The sequence below is a fragment of the Parageobacillus sp. NEAU-HV-2 genome (assembly GCF_059115485.1).
In genome coordinates, this window is record NZ_JBXUJJ010000001.1 from 644124 (window position 1) to 662704 (window position 18581).

Consider the following 18581-nt stretch of genomic DNA (forward strand, 5'->3'; position numbering starts at 1 on the left):
AATGGCAAAATATACACGTGATGAGATTTTAGCACAAGCAAAAGAACTCGCAAAAATGATTGCCGAGACAGAAGAAGTTGACTTTTTTAAACGCGCCGAAGAAAAAATCCACCAAAACGAAAAAGTGCGCGCGATGATCGAACAAATGAAATCATTGCAAAAACAGGCTGTCAACTTAAAACACTACGGAAAATACGAAGCACTGAAAAAAGTGGAAGCACAAATCGATGCGATTTACGAAGAGCTTTCGCAAATTCCAATCGTTAGCGAATTTCAGCAGTCGCAAACGGAAGTGAACGACTTGCTGCAACTCGTCGCTTCTACGATCTCCAATACGGTGACCGATGAGATTATCGCTTCTACCGGCGGCAACGTATTGCGCGGTGAGACAGGCGCACAAATACGCCATAGCGGCAACGGCGGCTGTGGATGCCATTAAAAAGAGAAGGGACGTCCTTCAGGAGGAAGGGCGTCTTTTTTATCACCAAAAAAGTAGGCACATCGGGCGGAAACCCTGCATACAATGAACTATACGGAATGATTGATAAACTTATGTGCACATTAGGCTAAATCATGCATAGGATGAAATGAAGATTCATTTGAGGAGGGTTTCTTATATGTCCGAATACAAATACAGAGAAATTATTACAAAAGCGGTCGTCGGGAAAGGTCGCAGATTTACGCAATCCACGCATACGATTACTGCGCCAAACCGTCCATCAAGCATTTTAGGTTGCTGGATTATTAACCATCGCTACGATGCGAAAAAATGTGACAAGACAATAGAAATCCATGGGCACTATGACGTTAACGTTTGGTATTCGTACAACAACAATACAAAAACAGAAGTTGTCACAGAAACAGTATCATATACCGATGTGGTGAAATTAAGATACCGCGACGATGATGACATTATTAGCGATGATACAGACATTATCGTTCGTGTCATTCAGCAGCCAAACTGCTTAGAATGCACCATTTCGCCAAACGGAAATAAAATTGTCGTTGATGTAGAGCGGGAGTTTGTCGCCGAGGTCATTGGCGAAACAAAAGTATGCGTGGCGATCAACCCGGAAGGCTGCGGCAGCGATGAGGATTTCGAATATGACAACCTTGATGAAGAATTAGAAGATTTAAGCTCAGATTTATTGCTTGGCGATGAAGAGTAAAACTAGGAAGATATTCTTCCTAGTTTTTTTAATTGAAATTACCATTGTTCAGCACGCCTTGAGGAGAAATTTTCTCATTGTTTGTCAGTGCCGTATCAAAATTTACATCATGCTTAGCGTTTTTTCTATAGATAACACAAAAATAAAAAAATTATAAAAAATTAAAATTTTTTGTAGACATATACGTTTTTATATGTTATCCTGTTTAACAACAGAACCATTTTATTTATTCTGTTTAATAACAGGGCCATACTAATCGTGAATTAATAACATAAAAACACATACCAATAAAATATTAGAGGTTTTTGAAGTATGTTAAATTTATCCTCTGTTTCCTAGCAAAAGCTAGAAATTGAGGAGGCAAAAAGCGCTTTGGATGAAGCATGCGTTAATGGTCTTCAGTTGTTTTAGTCATTGAAGCAACGTTTCCACTCATTGAACTGCCTCAACCATCTCTTCATAATTTAACGCTAAACATAATTGTTCTCCTTTTGTTCTACTTAACGAAGCAACGGTTCTGCTCGCTGAAATTTCTTTTATGCTCCAATCTCATCCAGCAACGGTTTCGGTTATTTCGTTCACTATAGCTACATAATTTCACTTTTTAACTGTTCGTTTCTTTCGAAAAGCGCATGGTCTTTTCTTTGGTTATTTTTTCGTATTTTAACCATTTTATAACATATATAGATTAAAGATACTTAAAAACTATATTTTTCTATTCTTAGTTGAATACATATTGCTCACCACGTTTTGGAATCACTATCTCTATTTTCTGGCTGCAAGCATAGTAGTAATAAAAGCATTGTTTCTATTATTTTCTAATGTTATGACTTACGGTCATCCCTTTTCTAATATCCATTGAAGGAGGTGATGATGTTTAGTTATAGGATAAGACGTACGCAAATTAAGATTGCTCTGTGACAAGGAAGATATGGGGGGTGACATTGCACGTAAAATGTTCCACTACTATGCTTCCTAGTTTAGGTTAAATGATATTCTAGTATACTTTTAGACCGATCGTTTATAACCTATCACGATACTATCAAAGTAACATGTAGGAAGGGGATGAAAAAATGAAAACAGCGGTAAAAAGAAAGGCGCAAATTCTTGCAATTGATGCCGGGGGGACGATGACAGACACGTTTATCATCGATGAAAACGGAGAGTTTGTCGTCGGGAAGGCGCAATCCACACCGGAAGACGAATCGGTAGGTCTCTTAAATTCCTCGAAGGATGCGCTTGCTTACTGGGACACAACCGTTGAAGAGCAATTTCCGCAACTGCTTGCCGGAGTCTATTCGGGAACAGCGATGCTGAACCGGCTCGTTTCAAGAAAGGGACGCCGAGTCGGGCTGATCGTCAACAAGGGTATGGAAGATTTCCACCGAATGGGCCGGGCGATCCAAGCATATCTTGGCTATTCTTACTCGGACCGTTTGCACATTAATACTCACCGTTATGATCCTCCTCTTGTACCGAGGGAGTTGACAAGAGGTGTAACCGAAAGAGTTGACTTATTTGGAAACGTTGTCATTCCGCTTTACGAACATGAAGTGGAACCAGCTGTAAGGGAACTTCTGGAACTAGATGTGGAAGCAATTGTCATCAGCTTGCTTCATTCTTACAAGTATCCACATCATGAGCGAAGAGTGAGAGATATAGCCAAAGAAGTCATGAAGAAAGTCGGCAAAGAAGTTCCTGTATTTGCGTCAGTCGATTATTATCCAGTCAGAAAAGAATCGCACCGCACAAATACGACGATTATTGAAGCGTATGCGGCCGATCCTTCGCGTGAAACGTTGACTAAAATTAACAACATGTTAAAAGCGCATGGAGCTAATTTTGATTTGCGTGTAATGGCAAGCCATGGAGGAACGATCAGCACACGGGCAAACGAATTGGCAAGAACGCTTGTCTCTGGTCCGATCGGCGGCGTCATTGGCGCGAAATACCTTGGAGAGAAGCTTGGCATTCGCAATATTGCCTGCTCGGATATTGGAGGAACGAGCTTTGATATAGCGCTCATCACCCAAGGAGATTTGAGCATCAACACAAGCCCGGATATGGCTCGCCTTGTCCTTTCACTGCCGCTTGTTGCTATGGATACCGTCGGTGCGGGAGCTGGAAGCTATGTCCGAATCGATCCAAACTATAAAACATTGACACTTGGCCCGGACAGTGCCGGATCGAGAGTCGGTGTGTGCTATCCGGAAGGCGGCGTGGACACGGTAACGGTAACGGACTGCCACGTTGTTCTCGGACTGATCAACCCGGATAACTTCCTTGGCGGGGAAGTCAAGCTCTATCCAGAGCGGGCATACGAAGCGATTAAGAAGCAGATCGCTGATCCGCTTGGATTATCCGTCGAAGACGCGGCGTACGGCGTGATTGACCTGCTTGAATCACAGCTTCGCAACTACCTTGAATCGATGATTTTAGGAAAAGGGTATTCACCGTCCCAGTATGTATGTTTCTCATACGGAGGAGGCGGACCGTTACATACCGCCGGTTATACGAAAGGACTTGGTTTTGAAGATGTGCTCGTACCGGCGTGGGCGGCAGGATTTTCCGCGTTCGGCTGTGGTGCTGCGGATTTCGAATACCGTTATGATAAGACGCTCGATATTAACGTCAATGACGGTGCCAGCGACGATGAAAAACTGAAAGCAGGAAAAGAACTGCAGGCTGCGTGGGATGAACTGAAGGAGAAAGTGGCAGCCGAATTTGAGAAGAGCAAGTTTAGCAAAGAAGACGTTGAGTTCCGTCTCTATTTCCGCATGCAGTACCAAGGACAATTAAACGACTTGGAAATTGAAGCGCCGATCGAAGCTTTCGAGAACGTGGATCACTGGGATGAGCTTGTGAACGCGTTCGAAGACACGTACACGAGAGTTTACGCCAAAGCGGCGAAATCGCCAGAGCTCGGCTACAGCATCACAGGCGCCATCGTTCGGGGAATCGTTGAAGTGCCGAAACCGAAAATCCCTATGGAACCGTTTGCGGGTGAAACGCCACCGAAAGAAGCGTTTCTTGGCAAGCGCAGAGTGTATTGGAAAGGCAAATGGGTCGAAGCGGATATTTGGGAAATGGAAAAACTGAAACCGGGCAACAAAATTAAAGCGTTTTCCATCATTGAGTCTCCGGCTACGACATTTGTCATTCCGCCGGGATTTGAAACATATCTTGACCAACACCGCATCTTCCATTTGAGAGAAATTTAAAAGGAGGTTGATCGATCATGGCGATGAACGTAAAAGAGGTGAAAAAGCGCAAAACGATCGGATGGGATGGAAAAACACTTAAAGAAATGCGGGAGGAAATCGATCGGCTTAGCCAGCTGACTGGACATTACGCAGGATTGAAAGAACTTCCGCTGAAAGAAAGCGATCCGATCCGTTATGAAAAGATCTTTTCCAAACTGCGCGGCGGTGTGGTGCACGCGCGGGAAACGGCGAAAAGAGTTGCCGCATCGCCGATTGTCGAGCAGGAAGGCGAACTATGTTTTACGCTTTACACTCCTGAAGGCGATTCTATCGTTACTTCCACCGGCATCATCATTCACGTTGGCACGATGGGAGCTGCCATCAAATTTATGATTAAAAATGATTATGAAGAGAACCCAGGCATCGAAGATGGCGATATTTTCTGCAACAATGACTGCCAGATCGGAAACGTCCACCCGTGTGACGTTCATACGATCGTGCCAATTTTCTACGAAGGAGAACTCATCGGCTGGGTTGGCGGAGTTACTCACGTTATCGATGTTGGCGCAACAGCTCCTGGAAGCATGACTGTCGGTCCGGTCACCCGTTACGATGACGGTTATCAAGTGGCCTGCCGCAAAATCGGGAAAAACGATACACTGCTAAAAGACTGGTTAATTGAAAGCCAGCGTTCGGTCCGTACTACAAAGTACTGGCTGCTTGATGAACGGACGCGCATAGCCGGATGCCACATGATTCGCGATCTTGTTCTTGATATTGTAAAAGAAGAAGGAATCGATACGTACAAACAATTTATCCGCGAAGTGATCGAAGAAGGGCGCCGCGGCTTTATCAACCAAGTAAAAACGCTGCTTATTCCAGGCAGATACCGTCAAGTTTCTTTTGTAGACGTACCGTACAAAAATCTTGATGTACCTCCTTATGCCCGTGTGAACACGATCATGCACGCGCCGACGGAGATCATCGTTCATAAGGACGGCAAGTTTGAAATCGACTTTGAAGGGGTTAATCGATGGGGCTGGCATAGCTACAACGCGACGCCGGTTTCAATTACGAGCGGAATCTGGGTTATGATGTCGCAAACGCTTATCCCGAACGACCGGGTCAACGATGGAGCATATTATGCGAGCAAGTTTGATCTGCCGTACGGTTCATGGTTAAACCCAGACGATATTCGCACCGCGCACAGCTATGCATGGCATTTCCTTGTATCTGCGTGGAGTCCGTTATGGCGTGGGCTCAGCCGCAACTATTTCGCCCGCGGCTATCTCGAAGAAGTCAACGCAGGAAACGCCAATACATCCAACTGGCTGCAGGGCGGAGGCTACAACCAGTTCAATGAAAACCATGCCGTCAACAGCTTCGAGTCAGCCGCTGAAGGGGTTGGCGCAAGCGCGGTAAGAGACGGGATCAGCCACGCCGCGGCGATTTGGAATCCGGAAGGCGATATGGGCGACATGGAAATCTGGGAGCTGGCAGAACCGCTCATTTATCTCGGAAGAAGCATTAAACCGAATACAGGCGGCCACGGAAAATACCGAGGCGGAAACGGCTATGAATCGTTGAGAATGGTGTATGGGGCAAAAGACTGGACGATGTTCTTCATGGGTAACGGTTACATTTCGAGTGACTGCGGATTGATGGGCGGTTATCCGGCCGCAGCGGGATACCGTTTTGAGGCCCATGGCACGAACTTAAAAGAACGGATCGAAAAGAGACTGCCGATTCCGACTGGCGGTGATCCTGATCCGGATAACCCACAATATGAAAAACTGATGGAAGCAAAAGAAATTATCCGTGATAAGCAGGCAATTACGACGGAAACGATTTTTGAAAACTATGATCTATATTTGAACTATTTGCGTGGGGGTCCAGGATTTGGCGATCCACTAGAGCGGAAACCGAAAATGATCGAAGATGATTTGAACGAAGGCCATATTCTTCCTCGTTTTGCCGAAAGTGTTTATGGAGCAGTCTTCACTCAAGATGAAAAAGGGCGATATATCGTTGATGAAGAAGCAACGATGAAACGCCGTGAGGAAATGAGAAAAGAGCGGCTGAAACGAGGAGTGCCGACAAAACAATGGATGCAAGAGGAAAGAAAGAAAATTATCAACAAAGAAGCAGCGATACAAGTACGTCACATGTATGCGAGCTCTTTCGCGTTAAGTGAAAAGTTTTATAATGAGTTTAAGTCGTTCTGGAACTTGCCAGAAGATTGGAAATTGACAGAAGAGGAATTGGAAATCCCGGTATTTGGTACAAAAATTAATAAGTTGAAATGAGGTGAAAACATGGAAAAGTACGATAAATACGATCGCAAGACGATAGAGGAATTAATCGACGGCACGATAGATTTTTTCAAGTTAAAAGAAATGCTCTCCAATTATAAAGACGTTGACCGATTTGACAAATATATTAGCATCCTTCAAGAAAGAGTGCCGTGGGATGATCCGATTTTGCTTCCGGCCGGGCTTCATCTTTATATTGTGCAAAAGCCGGATGGCCGACGCATCGTAAAGTGCGATTGCGGATATGAATTTTGCGAGGCAAGCGACAACTGGAAGCTTCATGCGCTCATCTATGTTCGTGACACAGTGGAAAAAATGGCGGAACTGTATCCGAAATTGATGGCGCCAGATCCGGAATGGCAGGTGCTTCGCGAGTATTACTGCCCTAGCTGTGCAACCCAGCTTGAGGTAGAAGCGGTGACGCCTTGGTATCCGGTCATCAAAGATTTCGAGCCTGATATTGATACGTTTTATAAAGAATGGCTAAAGCGCCCGCTTCCGCAGGCGAAATAAAAAAACAAAGACGGCGGTTTTTGACCGCCGTCTGTTTTTATGCATTCTAATGTAAGCGGGTGAGGCTCATTATAAGGCGAATATAGGAACCGCCAGACTGCTTACCGCTTTAGGCGATGTCACAGTTTGAATTTTCTCTTTTTCTTCTTTAATATGTTATAATGAAACATGTTAAAACGAATCACCGATGCACAAATGTATTTGAAAAAATGTCTACGTTCGTTCGAAACTAGATACATAGATGAAAACAAGATTCCGCCGATGCAACGAATCGCGAAGATACTTTTTTAGCGGCTTTGAAATGCCATAAATGACAAGGTAGCCGCTAACTTTTTATAGAGAAAAAAGAAACGTAAATTTGCAAGGTTGGAGGAGAAACATGGCAGCATATACGCCGATGATTCAGCAATACTTGGACATTAAGGCACAGTATCAAGATGCCTTTTTATTTTTCCGTCTTGGTGATTTTTACGAAATGTTTTTTGACGATGCGATCAAGGCGGCTCAGGAACTGGAAATTACGCTGACAAGCCGCGATGGAGGCGGCGAGGAACGGGTGCCGATGTGCGGAGTTCCGTACCATTCGGCGCAAGGATATATCGAGCAGTTGATCGCCAAAGGCTATAAAGTTGCGATTTGCGAACAAGTCGAAGACCCGAAAGAAGCCAAAGGCGTCGTCCGCCGCGAAGTCGTTCAGCTTATTACTCCCGGCACGGTGATGGAAGGAAAAGGGCTTTTAGAGAAAGAAAACAACTATTTAGCAACGGTGACGCTGTTTGCCGATAATACATACGGCTTTGCCTATACGGATTTATCGACGGGAGAAAACCGCATCACGCTCCTTGCCTCCTTTGAAGACGTGATGAACGAACTATATGCGATCGGAACGAAAGAAATTGTCCTTTCCAGCGATTTCCCAAACCATGAGCAGCAGCTATTGAAAGAACGATATGGAGTGACGATCTCGTACGAAGACGAGACGGAGATGCCGGAAGGGTTTGCCGCGATCGCCAGCGGGCTAGCGCAGGACAAGCTGCAAATCACGTTCGCCCGTCTTCTTCATTACATTATCCGCACGCAAAAGCGCCGTCTCGATCATATGCAGACCGTTCAAGTGTATCAAGTCGATCAGTACATGAAAATCGATTTGTACTCGAAGCGGAACCTGGAATTGACGGAAACGATCCGCGCTAAAGGTCGGAAAGGTTCGCTGCTGTGGCTTCTTGATGAAACAGTGACGGCGATGGGCGGACGATTGCTCAAACAATGGCTTGACCGTCCGCTTTTAGACCGCGGACAAATCGAGCGGCGTTTGCATATGGTAGAAACGCTTATTCACCACTATTTTGAGCGCCAAGAGCTGCGCGAGCGTCTTCGCGAAGTGTACGACATCGAGCGCCTCGCCGGCCGCGTCGCCTATGGGAATGTCAATGCCCGCGATTTAATTCAGCTAAAAAAATCGCTTCAGCAAATCCCGGCGTTAAAAAATATCGTTGCCAACCTTTCCGATGATCAAACACAACAACTGGCTGACAAACTTGACCCGTGCTCCGAGCTTGTCGAGCTATTAGAGCGGTCGATTCAGGAAAACCCACCTCTGTCGGTGAAAGAAGGGAACATTATTAAAGACGGGTATAATGAAACGCTTGACCGCTATCGCGACGCGAGCCGCAACGGAAAAGCATGGATCGCTCAGCTTGAAAGCAAAGAACGGGAACAAACGGGAATCAAATCATTAAAAGTCGGCTACAACCGCGTATTTGGCTATTATATTGAAGTGACAAAGCCGAACCTTCATTTGCTGCCAAAGGGACGCTATGAGCGAAAACAGACGCTCGCCAACGCCGAACGGTTTATTACCCAGGAATTAAAAGAAAAAGAGGCGCTCATTTTAGAGGCGGAAGAAAAAAGCATGGAGCTCGAATACGAATTGTTTGTCGATATTCGTGAACGCGTCAAACAATATATTCCGCGTTTGCAATCGCTGGCGAAGGCAGTGAGCGAGCTCGATGTCCTGCAGTCGTTTGCCACTGTCAGCGAAGAGCGGCGCTATGTAAGACCGCAATTTTCCGACGACCGCGTCCTCTATATTCAAGGAGGGCGCCACCCTGTCGTTGAAAAAGTGCTCGGAGCGCAAACATACGTACCGAACGATTGCTATATGAACAAAGAGAGGGAATTATTGCTTATTACCGGCCCGAACATGTCCGGAAAAAGCACGTACATGCGGCAAATCGCGCTGACCGCGATTATGGCGCAAATCGGCTGCTTTGTCCCGGCGGAAAAAGCAGTGCTTCCGATTTTTGACCAAGTGTTTACAAGAATCGGGGCGGCGGATGATTTAGTGTCCGGACAAAGCACGTTTATGGTTGAAATGCTCGAAGCGCGCAACGCGATCGTGCACGCGACGCAAAACAGCCTCATCTTGTTTGACGAGATCGGGCGCGGCACGTCGACGTATGACGGAATGGCACTGGCCCAAGCGATTATTGAATATATTCATAATCGTATTGGGGCGAAAACGTTATTTAGCACGCATTATCACGAATTAACCGACTTGGAGCAGTCGCTTCCAAAATTGAAAAACGTTCATGTCAGCGCCGTCGAGGAAAACGGAAAAGTCGTCTTTCTTCATAAAATTGAAGAAGGACCGGCCGACCAAAGCTATGGCATTCATGTCGCCGAGCTTGCCGAGCTTCCAGCTTCCCTCATTCAGCGTGCCAAAGAAATTTTGACGGAGCTCGAGCGGCAAGAAGAGCGAAAAGAACAGCCAAACAGCAAGAACGAAGCAGTGTTCGAACAGCTCAGCATGTTTGCCGAAGAGCAGCCTTCAAAAGAAGAAACACGTCTATCGAAAAAAGAGAAAAAGGCGCTTGAGGCGTTAAAATCGGTCAACTTATTGGAAACAACTCCGCTTGAAGCGTTAAACAAATTATACGAAATTCAAAAACTATTAAAGTAAAGGAGGCGACGCAATGGGAAAAATTCGCAAGCTCGATGACCAATTGTCCAACAAAATCGCCGCGGGGGAGGTCGTCGAGCGCCCTGCCTCCGTCGTGAAAGAACTGGTGGAAAACGCGATTGACGCCAACAGCACGATTATCGAAATCGAACTCGAAGAAGCGGGGTTGGCAAAAATTCGCGTCATCGATAATGGAGACGGCATGGAAGAAGACGATTGCCTTGTTGCGTTTGAACGACACGCGACAAGCAAAATTAAAGATGAGCACGATTTGTTCCGCATCCGCACGCTCGGCTTCCGCGGCGAAGCACTGCCGAGCATCGCTTCCGTTTCGGAAGTCGAGATGAAAACAAGCACAGGAAACGGTCCGGGAACGAAAGTGGTCCTAAAAGGCGGGGAACTCGTCAAACATGAACGGGCGGCAAGCCGCAAAGGAACCGATATTACCGTATCCAATTTGTTTTTCAACACCCCGGCCCGTTTAAAATATATGAAAACAATTCATACCGAGCTCGGCCATGTCACCGATGTCATCAACCGCCTTGCCATGGCGCATCCTAATATTTCGTTCCGCCTCCGCCATCACGGAAAACAACTGCTTTACACGAGCGGCAACGGTGATGTGCGTCATGTGCTGGCCGCGATTTACGGCATGGACGTAGCGAAAAAGATGATCCCCATTGAGGCGGAATCGCTTGATTTTACAATTAAAGGCTATATTTCCCTTCCCGAAGTGACGCGGGCCTCGCGCAACTACATCTCGACGATTGTCAATGGACGATATGTGCGCAACATTCCGCTCATGAAAGCGATTGAAACGGGATATCATACACTGCTGCCGATCGGCCGCTATCCGATTGTGTTGCTGTCGATTGCGATGGATCCGATTTTAGTCGATGTCAACGTCCACCCCGCGAAATTGGAAGTACGTTTCAGCAAAGAAGCGGAACTAAACGAGCTCGTGACCGAGACGATTCGCAAAGCGTTCCGGACGCGCACGCTTATTCCAACGATGTCCGTAAGCCGCCAGGAAGCGGCAAAACCGAAAGCAGAGCAAGCGTCATGGACGTTTGAGCATGTGGTAAAAGAGCCGTCTGTGCCAAATCTCGTACAGATGACAAAGCCGCAGCCAACCACTTCTTGGCGGGAAGAAAAAGAAGAAAGCACGCGGATGCTGCCGGCAGAAGAGGAACGGGAACAAATAAACGAAGATGAAAAGCCAATGGAAGCCGAGGAACATGAGGAGCAAACGGGGGAGAACGGGCAAGAACACAAAAACGACCGCATCCCGCCGCTTTACCCGATTGGGCAAATGCACGGCACCTACATTTTGGCGCAAAATGAACAAGGGCTTTACATCATTGACCAGCACGCCGCCCAAGAGCGGATCAAGTACGAATATTTTCGCGAAAAAGTCGGCGAAGTGACAAACGAAGTGCAGGAATTGCTCGTTCCGCTTACGTTTCATTATTCGACAGACGAATATGTATTAATTGACGCGCATCGTGAGGAATTGGCGAGATGCGGCGTCTTTTTAGAACCGTTCGGGCACAACACGTTCATCGTCCGTTCCCACCCATCATGGTTTCCAAAAGGGGAAGAAGAAGAGATCATTAAAGAGATGGTCCAGCAAGTCCTTGACATGAAAGAGGTCGACATCAAGCAACTGCGTGAAAAAGCAGCGATTTTAATGAGCTGCAAGCAATCGATTAAAGCGAACCAGCACTTGCGCGACGACGAAATTTTCGCTCTCCTAGAAGCGCTGCGCAAAACGACCGATCCGTTTACATGTCCGCACGGCCGCCCGATCATCATCCATTTTTCCACGTATGAGCTGGAGAAAATGTTTAAGCGGGTGATGTAAACACAAAAGCGCAACTTCCTTGTTCCATCAAGGGGTTGCGCTTTATTTTTTAGCATTTGACCACATTTGGATCACATTCTTTGGCTTCGTGAAGTTTTCAGTGCTCTTTCAAAACGGTTGGATGATTCTTGCTGCATATCAGGAGCAACATGAGAATAGGTGTTCATAGTCATCTGAGACGTTCAGAGACGACTTTCGGATGTTCTCCTAATTGAACATAATTGTTGCGTGAGTGTGGTGCTAATCATGAAAACGAATTTTCTTTACTATTACAAAATGCCCTACTTGATAAAAGTAGGGCATTCGTGTTGATTAGCAGCAATGAGTAGGGTATCCAGGGTCAACAACTACGTTTCTTGTAATAGGTCTAAAAATATGTCTAGGAACGTTGACGATATTGTAACGATTAATGTGTACAACTGGATGGATATAAGGAACTACACGTGGAACGAAACAGTCTCTCACCACACATCTAGGTGGACATATAACTGGTCTAGGACAAAACATGGAAAATCACCTCCTAAATATCTATAATCATTAAATGTACTAGTGGAGCTTTTTGACACGGACAGATATCACAAGGTATATAAAAAAAGATAAATGGAGTTGTAAAAGACGAGACAATATTAACTACTTGCCTTATTTCTCTTGGAGATAAATGCAATGTCACGGTATTCCCCTATCATTCCCCTATCAACCGCCGCAATAGCGAGAATGCCTATGACCGGGTTCTTCCTGTCTTTTTGAAAATGAGATTTGGCCAATGGCTGTTTGGGCTTCGCCACGAGATAGATACGCAAGTACAATACCTCTAAAAAAAATTTTTACCTAGGAATCAAAATGATTAATCTTCATATATTTGGAACTGTGGTTCATTTTCTAATCTAAGGGGGAGTAGAGATGAGCATAAGTTTATCGGTTCCCAAATGGTTATTAACAGTTTTATCAATTTTATCTTTAGCAGCGGCATTTATCTTTGGTGCAGTTTCCAATGCATCAGCATCGATTAACTATGGGGAGGAAGTCGCGGCAGTAGCAGAGATGTATGTAGGAAGCCCTTATAAATATGGGGGTACAACACCAAAAGGATTTGATGCGAGTGGTTTTACTCAGTATGTGTATAAAAATGCAGCAACAAAAATGTCTATTCCGCGAACGAGTGCCGAACAGTATAAAATCGGCAAAGCTGTTAAACAAAATGCGTTACAAAAAGGCGATTTAGTGTTTTATGCAACAGGAGCAAAGGGAAAAGTATCCTTTGTGGGAATTTATAATGGAAATGGTACGTTTATTGGTGCAACATCAAAAGGTGTAAAAGTTGTCAAAATGAGTGATAAATATTGGAAAGACCGATATATAGGTGCTAAGCGAGTCATTAAGTAAAAAGGCTATATTAAAGCTTCTTGTTGATGTTTGATTCATTTGCCCCATTTTGAAAGAAGGTAAAGAGAAAAATTCTTTTTCTCGACTGTTCTTTCAAAGTGGGGCACTTTATTTAATTCGTGCACCATTGCAACATCATTAATGCATTTTTGTTATAATAAAATAAACAGAGTCATTCTATAGAAAAAGGAGGAAAATAATTGACTGAATTGAGCAAGGTACAGATTCAACATCAACGGTTATCTAAAGCTAAAATCATTAAAAGGGCAACTGCTATTTTCATCGGAGCTGTTCTAATGGCAGTAGGACTTGAAATCTTTTTAGTTCCTAATAAGGTTATTGATGGAGGCATAACAGGAATTTCAATTATGCTTTCGCACATCACTGGTTTTCGTCTTGGAATTTTTATTTTTCTTTTAAACCTTCCGTTCTTTTTTATGGGTTATAAGCAAATTGGAAAAACTTTTGCTATTTCCACATTGTTTGGGATTACCGTTTTATCCATTTTTACCTCCCTTTTTCATCCTCTTCCCGCCTTTACCGAAGACATTTTATTAGCTACCATTTTTGGTGGAATGATTCTCGGTACAGGAGTGGGTCTTGTCATTCGTTATGGTGGCGCTTTGGATGGCACTGAAATACTCGCTATACTCATGAACAAAAAACTCCCTTTCTCCGTTGGCGAGATCATCATGTTTTTTAATATTTTCATTCTGGGTGCTGCCGGATTTGTTTTCACTTGGGATAGAGCGATGTATTCAATTTTAGCCTATGTGATTGCTTTTAAAACGATTGATGTTGTCATTAAAGGATTAGATGAGTCGAAGTCGGCATGGATTATTAGTGATAATTCTGAAAACATTGGGAATGCGATTATGAACCGATTAGGGCGCGGTGTTACATATTTGAGCGGAGAAGGAGCATTCTCTGGTAACGATAAAAAAGTGATATTTTGTGTGATTACCCGTCTTGAGGAAGCAAAACTTAAAGAAATTGTCGAAGAAAATGACCCAAATGCTTTTTTAGCTATAGCAGATATGGCTGAAGTACGTGGTGGACGTTTTAAGAAAAGAGATATTCACTAACAAAAACACCAAGTCCCTAACCTTGTATTCGTAGTTTTACGCGCCTATATAGAAATTTTACAAGCCCTTCAAAATCTCTTCATTTGGGTATCTTCGTTCTAGATAGACTGCTCGAAGTACATTATAGATATGCCAAGGATTATGAAGAGAGTTTAGAAGGGCTTTAAATTCTCTGAGATAAGTTTAAAGAAATTGGTTAAGTTTCTCGTAGTGGTATGAGGGTCGTAAAGATATTGTGTCTATTGATAAGTTTTACCTCTTTTTAAAATATGTCCAAAACCGAGAGCGTGAGGACACTGATTGTGCAGAGTAGCATGGCTGTTTCTGTATGATTGGTGTCCCCACTCTTTTTCATCAAGAATGATCCAAGGATTTCGCCGCGGCGCATCCCCTTCTCCCCGTCAAGTAGATAGTGATAAAATTTACACAGTCATGTTGAATACAGAATGGTGTTTCCATTAGGCAAAAACCATTTGTACCCAATAGAATAGTAAGAACAATGTGACAATGGTTGTTAATGGGATTACAATCATCGATACGCTTAAATAATCTTTCCATGTTACTTTAATTTTATTTTGTTTTAGTATATGCATCCAGATAAGGGAGGCGAGTGTTCCAATAGGCAATAACAAAGATCCCATGTCACTGCCAATAATATTCGCGAGATAGATGGTCTTTAATGTGATAGGATCCAGTCCCATTTCTGTCAAGGTGATGGTTCCAATCATTAAAGCAGGATGATTATTAAAGAAGTTAGATAGAATGGACACTAATCCCCCCATGATAAAGCTTGCATAAAACAATCCTTGGTTTACAATCGGTTCACATATTTTCACAAGCATCGCTGTTAGTCCCGCGTTATGGAGCCCGTAAATAATGACATACATGGAGAAGGCAAAAATAAGAATGTGCCAAGGAGTCTTTTTCAAGATATCAACGGGATTGGTGCGCAAATGATACCATCTCCATACAAGCAGGACGAGGGATCCAAGCACCGCGACGATTTCAATTGGGATTGAGAGATAAGACGCGACAAAGAGAAGGCAACGAACCACAAAGACAAACAGCAAGACCTTCAACATAAATTGAGTACGCTGACGTTTTGTTTCAACAGAAATGGTTCTCTTTAATGGATGAAAATTTTTTGTAAAAAATATTTCCTCTATATCATATAAGGAATTTGGCAATTTTTCAGGCAGTTTATTTTTTACCACTACGTACATCAGCCAAGACATAAACAACAGTCCTAACGTTGCTGGTATAAACATCATGGCTGTATGCATATAAAGTGTCATGTGAACAATGTTCAATGCGATTAAATTGACGATATTACTTACCCCAATAGGTGCGCTGGAGGCTGTTGCAATCAGTGCTCCAGTTAAGAGATATGGAATTTGTTGGTGTGGTTTTAGTCGGAGGTTTTTTAGAAGTAAAATTAAAATCGGGGTCGTAATCAAGATGCTGCCATCGTTGTTAAATAAAAGGGTCATCAAAAAGCATAACAGCTGAATGTACCAATATAAGCGATAGCCTGAACCTTTAGCCAAACTTGCAAGCCGTGCGGCTGCCCAGTGGAAAAAACCGAAACTTTCTAATATGACAGCCATGACAATCGTTGCCAGAATCGTAATAGACGCGCCAGCGATTTTATGGATAATATCCAAAATATCTCCGCGGGATACAATGCCTGTTAGTAAAATAATCCCTGCACCAATCGACGCTGGCCATGCTTCGTTTAAGCCTCTTGGCCTCCAAAAGATGACGAGCATCGTCATGATGAACACAAAAATTGTCATTTGAATTTCGAAACTCATTATTCTTCCCCCTTGTTTTTTCACGAGTCTTGAGTAATTTGACCCTATCAGCTTGATTTACCATATTTATATTCACCCCTATCAAAAAGGACTTGGATAATAGACCTAATTTTTCTAATATGTACTCTTGTCTCGCTAGTAAAAATGTACGGTAGAGAGTAATGACTATAGATGAATGTATAGTAGAGATGAGTGTATAGTAGAGATGAATGACTATAGATGATTGAAATATTGATTGTTTTGTTTAATAATTGGGATTATGTAGAAAAATCCAGATAATATTAGAAAACAAAAATGATAGTTCCGTTTGAAAAAAATCCATTCCTCAACAAGTCTTCGTATTTCGACATCTTAAAGCTAAAAGTACTAATAAATAATTAAGCCAAGGCTATTCATTTCCTGAGAGAAATGATAATATTTTTTATTGAAATTCTGCATATTGGTGGTGTACATATGTTTTCATCGTTAAAACGATTCTTAATCGGCAGACCGTTGAAATCAACCGAACTGGGAGAGCAAAAATTGAGTAAATTAAAGGCATTAGCCGTTTTATCTTCGGATGCTCTGTCTTCGGTTGCGTACGGTACGGAACAGATTTTGCTGGTTCTCGCAACGATTGGAGCTATTGCATTTTGGTATTCCATTCCTATTGCGATTGGCGTTCTTATTCTACTGGTGGCACTTATTTTATCGTATCGCCAAATCATTTACTCTTATCCGCATGGAGGCGGAGCTTACGTCGTTTCTAAAACGAACTTGGGTGTAAACCCGGGTCTCATTGCCGGAGGCTCTTTACTGGTCGACTATATTCTCACCGTGGCAGTAAGTGTGTCCGCGGGAACAGATGCCATTACATCGGCGTTTCCCACTTTACATCCATACACAGTTGGAATTGCTATCACACTGGTTGTGTTGATCACTATTCTTAATCTGAGAGGCGTCACCGAATCCGCTACCGTTTTGGCCTATCCCGTTTATTTGTTTGTGTTGGCGCTCGTTACTCTCATTATTGTCGGGATTTTTCGTATTATTAATGGACAAGCACCGTCTACTTTACATACACCGATCGGTACTGCGGTGCCCGGAATTACCTTATTCTTGTTGTTGCGGGCCTTTGCCTCTGGCTGTTCTGCGTTGACAGGGGTAGAAGCGATCTCCAACGCCGTTCCAAATTTTAAGGAACCGGCGGCAAAAAACGCTGCCAAAACATTAGTGATGATGGGGTTCATTCTCGCGGTTTTATTTACAGGAGTCACCTTTTTGGCATACTGGTATGGAATTGCTCCGAAAGCAGAAGAGACGGTTGTTTCCCAGCTCGCTTCCGAGGTGTTTGGAAGAGGCGTGATATATTACTTTATCCAAGGAACCACTGCCCTTATTTTAGTGTTGGCGGCCAATACGGGATTTTCTGCATTTCCTTTGCTGGCCTATAATATGGCATCCGATAAATACATGCCAAGAATGTATCTGATACGCGGTGACCGTTTAGGATATTCCAACGGAATCATCACGCTTGGTTTTGCCTCCATTTTGTTGATTATCGCTTTTAAAGGGCAAACGGAACAGCTCATTCCTTTGTATGCGGTTGGCGTATTCATTCCTTTCACGTTGTCCCAAACAGGCATGATTGTCAAATGGGTGCGCGAAAAACCAGCGGGGTGGGTCCCGAAGCTGCTTACGAACTTGCTGGGAGCGATCATAACACTAACCGTACTGTGCATTTTCTTTATTACAAAATTTGCTCAAGTATGGTCTGTGCTTGTATTTCTTCCGATCATCGTATTTATTTTTCATCAAATCCATAAGCACTATGATGCGGTGGCGGAACAACTGCGGGTCAATCCCAATAAGATTCCAGACAAAATAGAGGGAAATGTCGTCATTGTACCTGTTGCGGGAATCACAAAGGTAGTAGAGCAATCCTTAAATTACGCCCAGGCCATTGGCGATTATGTATTGGCGGTATATGTGGCATTTGACCGGGAAAGCATGGTCCGGATGGAAGAGAAGTGGGAGAAGTGGAGGCCGGATATTCGCCTTGTTACACTCATTTCTCATTATCGTGATCTGATCACACCAATTTCCAAGCTAGTGGATACCATTGAAAGCAAGGCAGAGGAAAGAAACTATACAGTAACGGTTTTGATTCCTCAATTTATACCCAAAAAGGGCTGGCATAACATTTTGCATAACCAATCGAGCGTTTTGTTGAGATTGCACCTTCTATATAAGAAAAATGTGATTGTCTCCACAGTTCCTTATCGGCTTCAGAAGTA

Annotated in this window: 11 protein-coding genes and 1 pseudogene; 11 read left to right on the forward strand and 1 reads right to left on the reverse strand. The window is 43.8% G+C overall.

Features of this window, described 5'->3' with window-relative positions:
• Nucleotide 1: 1 nt before the first annotated feature.
• From AC1WMD_RS03460 to AC1WMD_RS03505, 10 genes and pseudogenes are all read left to right on the forward strand, one after another.
• A complete protein-coding gene (locus AC1WMD_RS03460) occupies nucleotides 2-439 on the forward strand; it encodes a YlbF/YmcA family competence regulator (protein ID WP_043904189.1) in 438 nt (145 codons plus the stop codon).
• 178 nt (nucleotides 440-617) lie between these two features.
• Nucleotides 618-1169, forward strand: a complete 552-nt coding sequence (locus AC1WMD_RS03465; protein ID WP_494255953.1) for an outer spore coat protein CotE — start codon at nucleotides 618-620, stop codon at nucleotides 1167-1169.
• A 1073-nt stretch (nucleotides 1170-2242) separates the two neighbouring features.
• Entirely contained in the window at nucleotides 2243-4390 is a 2148-nt protein-coding gene (locus AC1WMD_RS03470; RefSeq protein ID WP_043904191.1) for a hydantoinase/oxoprolinase family protein, read from the forward strand.
• A 17-nt stretch (nucleotides 4391-4407) separates the two neighbouring features.
• Complete coding sequence (locus AC1WMD_RS03475) at nucleotides 4408-6678, forward strand: hydantoinase B/oxoprolinase family protein (protein ID WP_043904192.1); 2271 nt, start codon at nucleotides 4408-4410, stop codon at nucleotides 6676-6678.
• 9 nt (nucleotides 6679-6687) lie between these two features.
• Entirely contained in the window at nucleotides 6688-7197 is a 510-nt protein-coding gene (locus tag AC1WMD_RS03480; RefSeq protein ID WP_043904193.1) for an acetone carboxylase subunit gamma, read from the forward strand.
• A gap of 379 nt (nucleotides 7198-7576) precedes the next feature.
• On the forward strand, nucleotides 7577-10159 hold the full coding sequence (mutS, locus tag AC1WMD_RS03485; protein WP_494255954.1) for a DNA mismatch repair protein MutS: 2583 nt from the start codon (nucleotides 7577-7579) through the stop codon (nucleotides 10157-10159).
• A gap of 13 nt (nucleotides 10160-10172) precedes the next feature.
• On the forward strand, nucleotides 10173-12023 hold the full coding sequence (gene mutL, locus AC1WMD_RS03490) for a DNA mismatch repair endonuclease MutL (RefSeq protein ID WP_494255955.1): 1851 nt from the start codon (nucleotides 10173-10175) through the stop codon (nucleotides 12021-12023).
• Between the two features lie 686 nt (nucleotides 12024-12709).
• A pseudogene (locus AC1WMD_RS03495) lies at nucleotides 12710-12817 on the forward strand (ISNCY family transposase); the annotation flags it as partial.
• Nucleotides 12818-12923: 106 nt separating this feature from the next.
• Nucleotides 12924-13406, forward strand: coding sequence for a C40 family peptidase (locus AC1WMD_RS03500; RefSeq protein WP_043904196.1), 483 nt, complete (start codon nucleotides 12924-12926; stop codon nucleotides 13404-13406).
• Nucleotides 13407-13606: 200 nt separating this feature from the next.
• Nucleotides 13607-14491 (forward strand): YitT family protein, encoded by an 885-nt coding sequence (locus tag AC1WMD_RS03505; RefSeq protein WP_494255956.1) that lies wholly within the window; start codon nucleotides 13607-13609, stop codon nucleotides 14489-14491.
• 458 nt (nucleotides 14492-14949) lie between these two features.
• Here AC1WMD_RS03505 and AC1WMD_RS03510 read toward each other — a convergent pair whose 3' ends face one another.
• Complete coding sequence (locus tag AC1WMD_RS03510) at nucleotides 14950-16305, reverse strand: arsenic transporter (RefSeq protein ID WP_043904198.1); 1356 nt, start codon at nucleotides 16303-16305, stop codon at nucleotides 14950-14952.
• 453 nt (nucleotides 16306-16758) lie between these two features.
• Between AC1WMD_RS03510 and kimA the strand changes: the two genes are divergently transcribed.
• A partial coding sequence (kimA, locus tag AC1WMD_RS03515; protein WP_494255957.1) for a potassium transporter KimA occupies nucleotides 16759-18581 on the forward strand: 1823 nt, incomplete at its 3' end.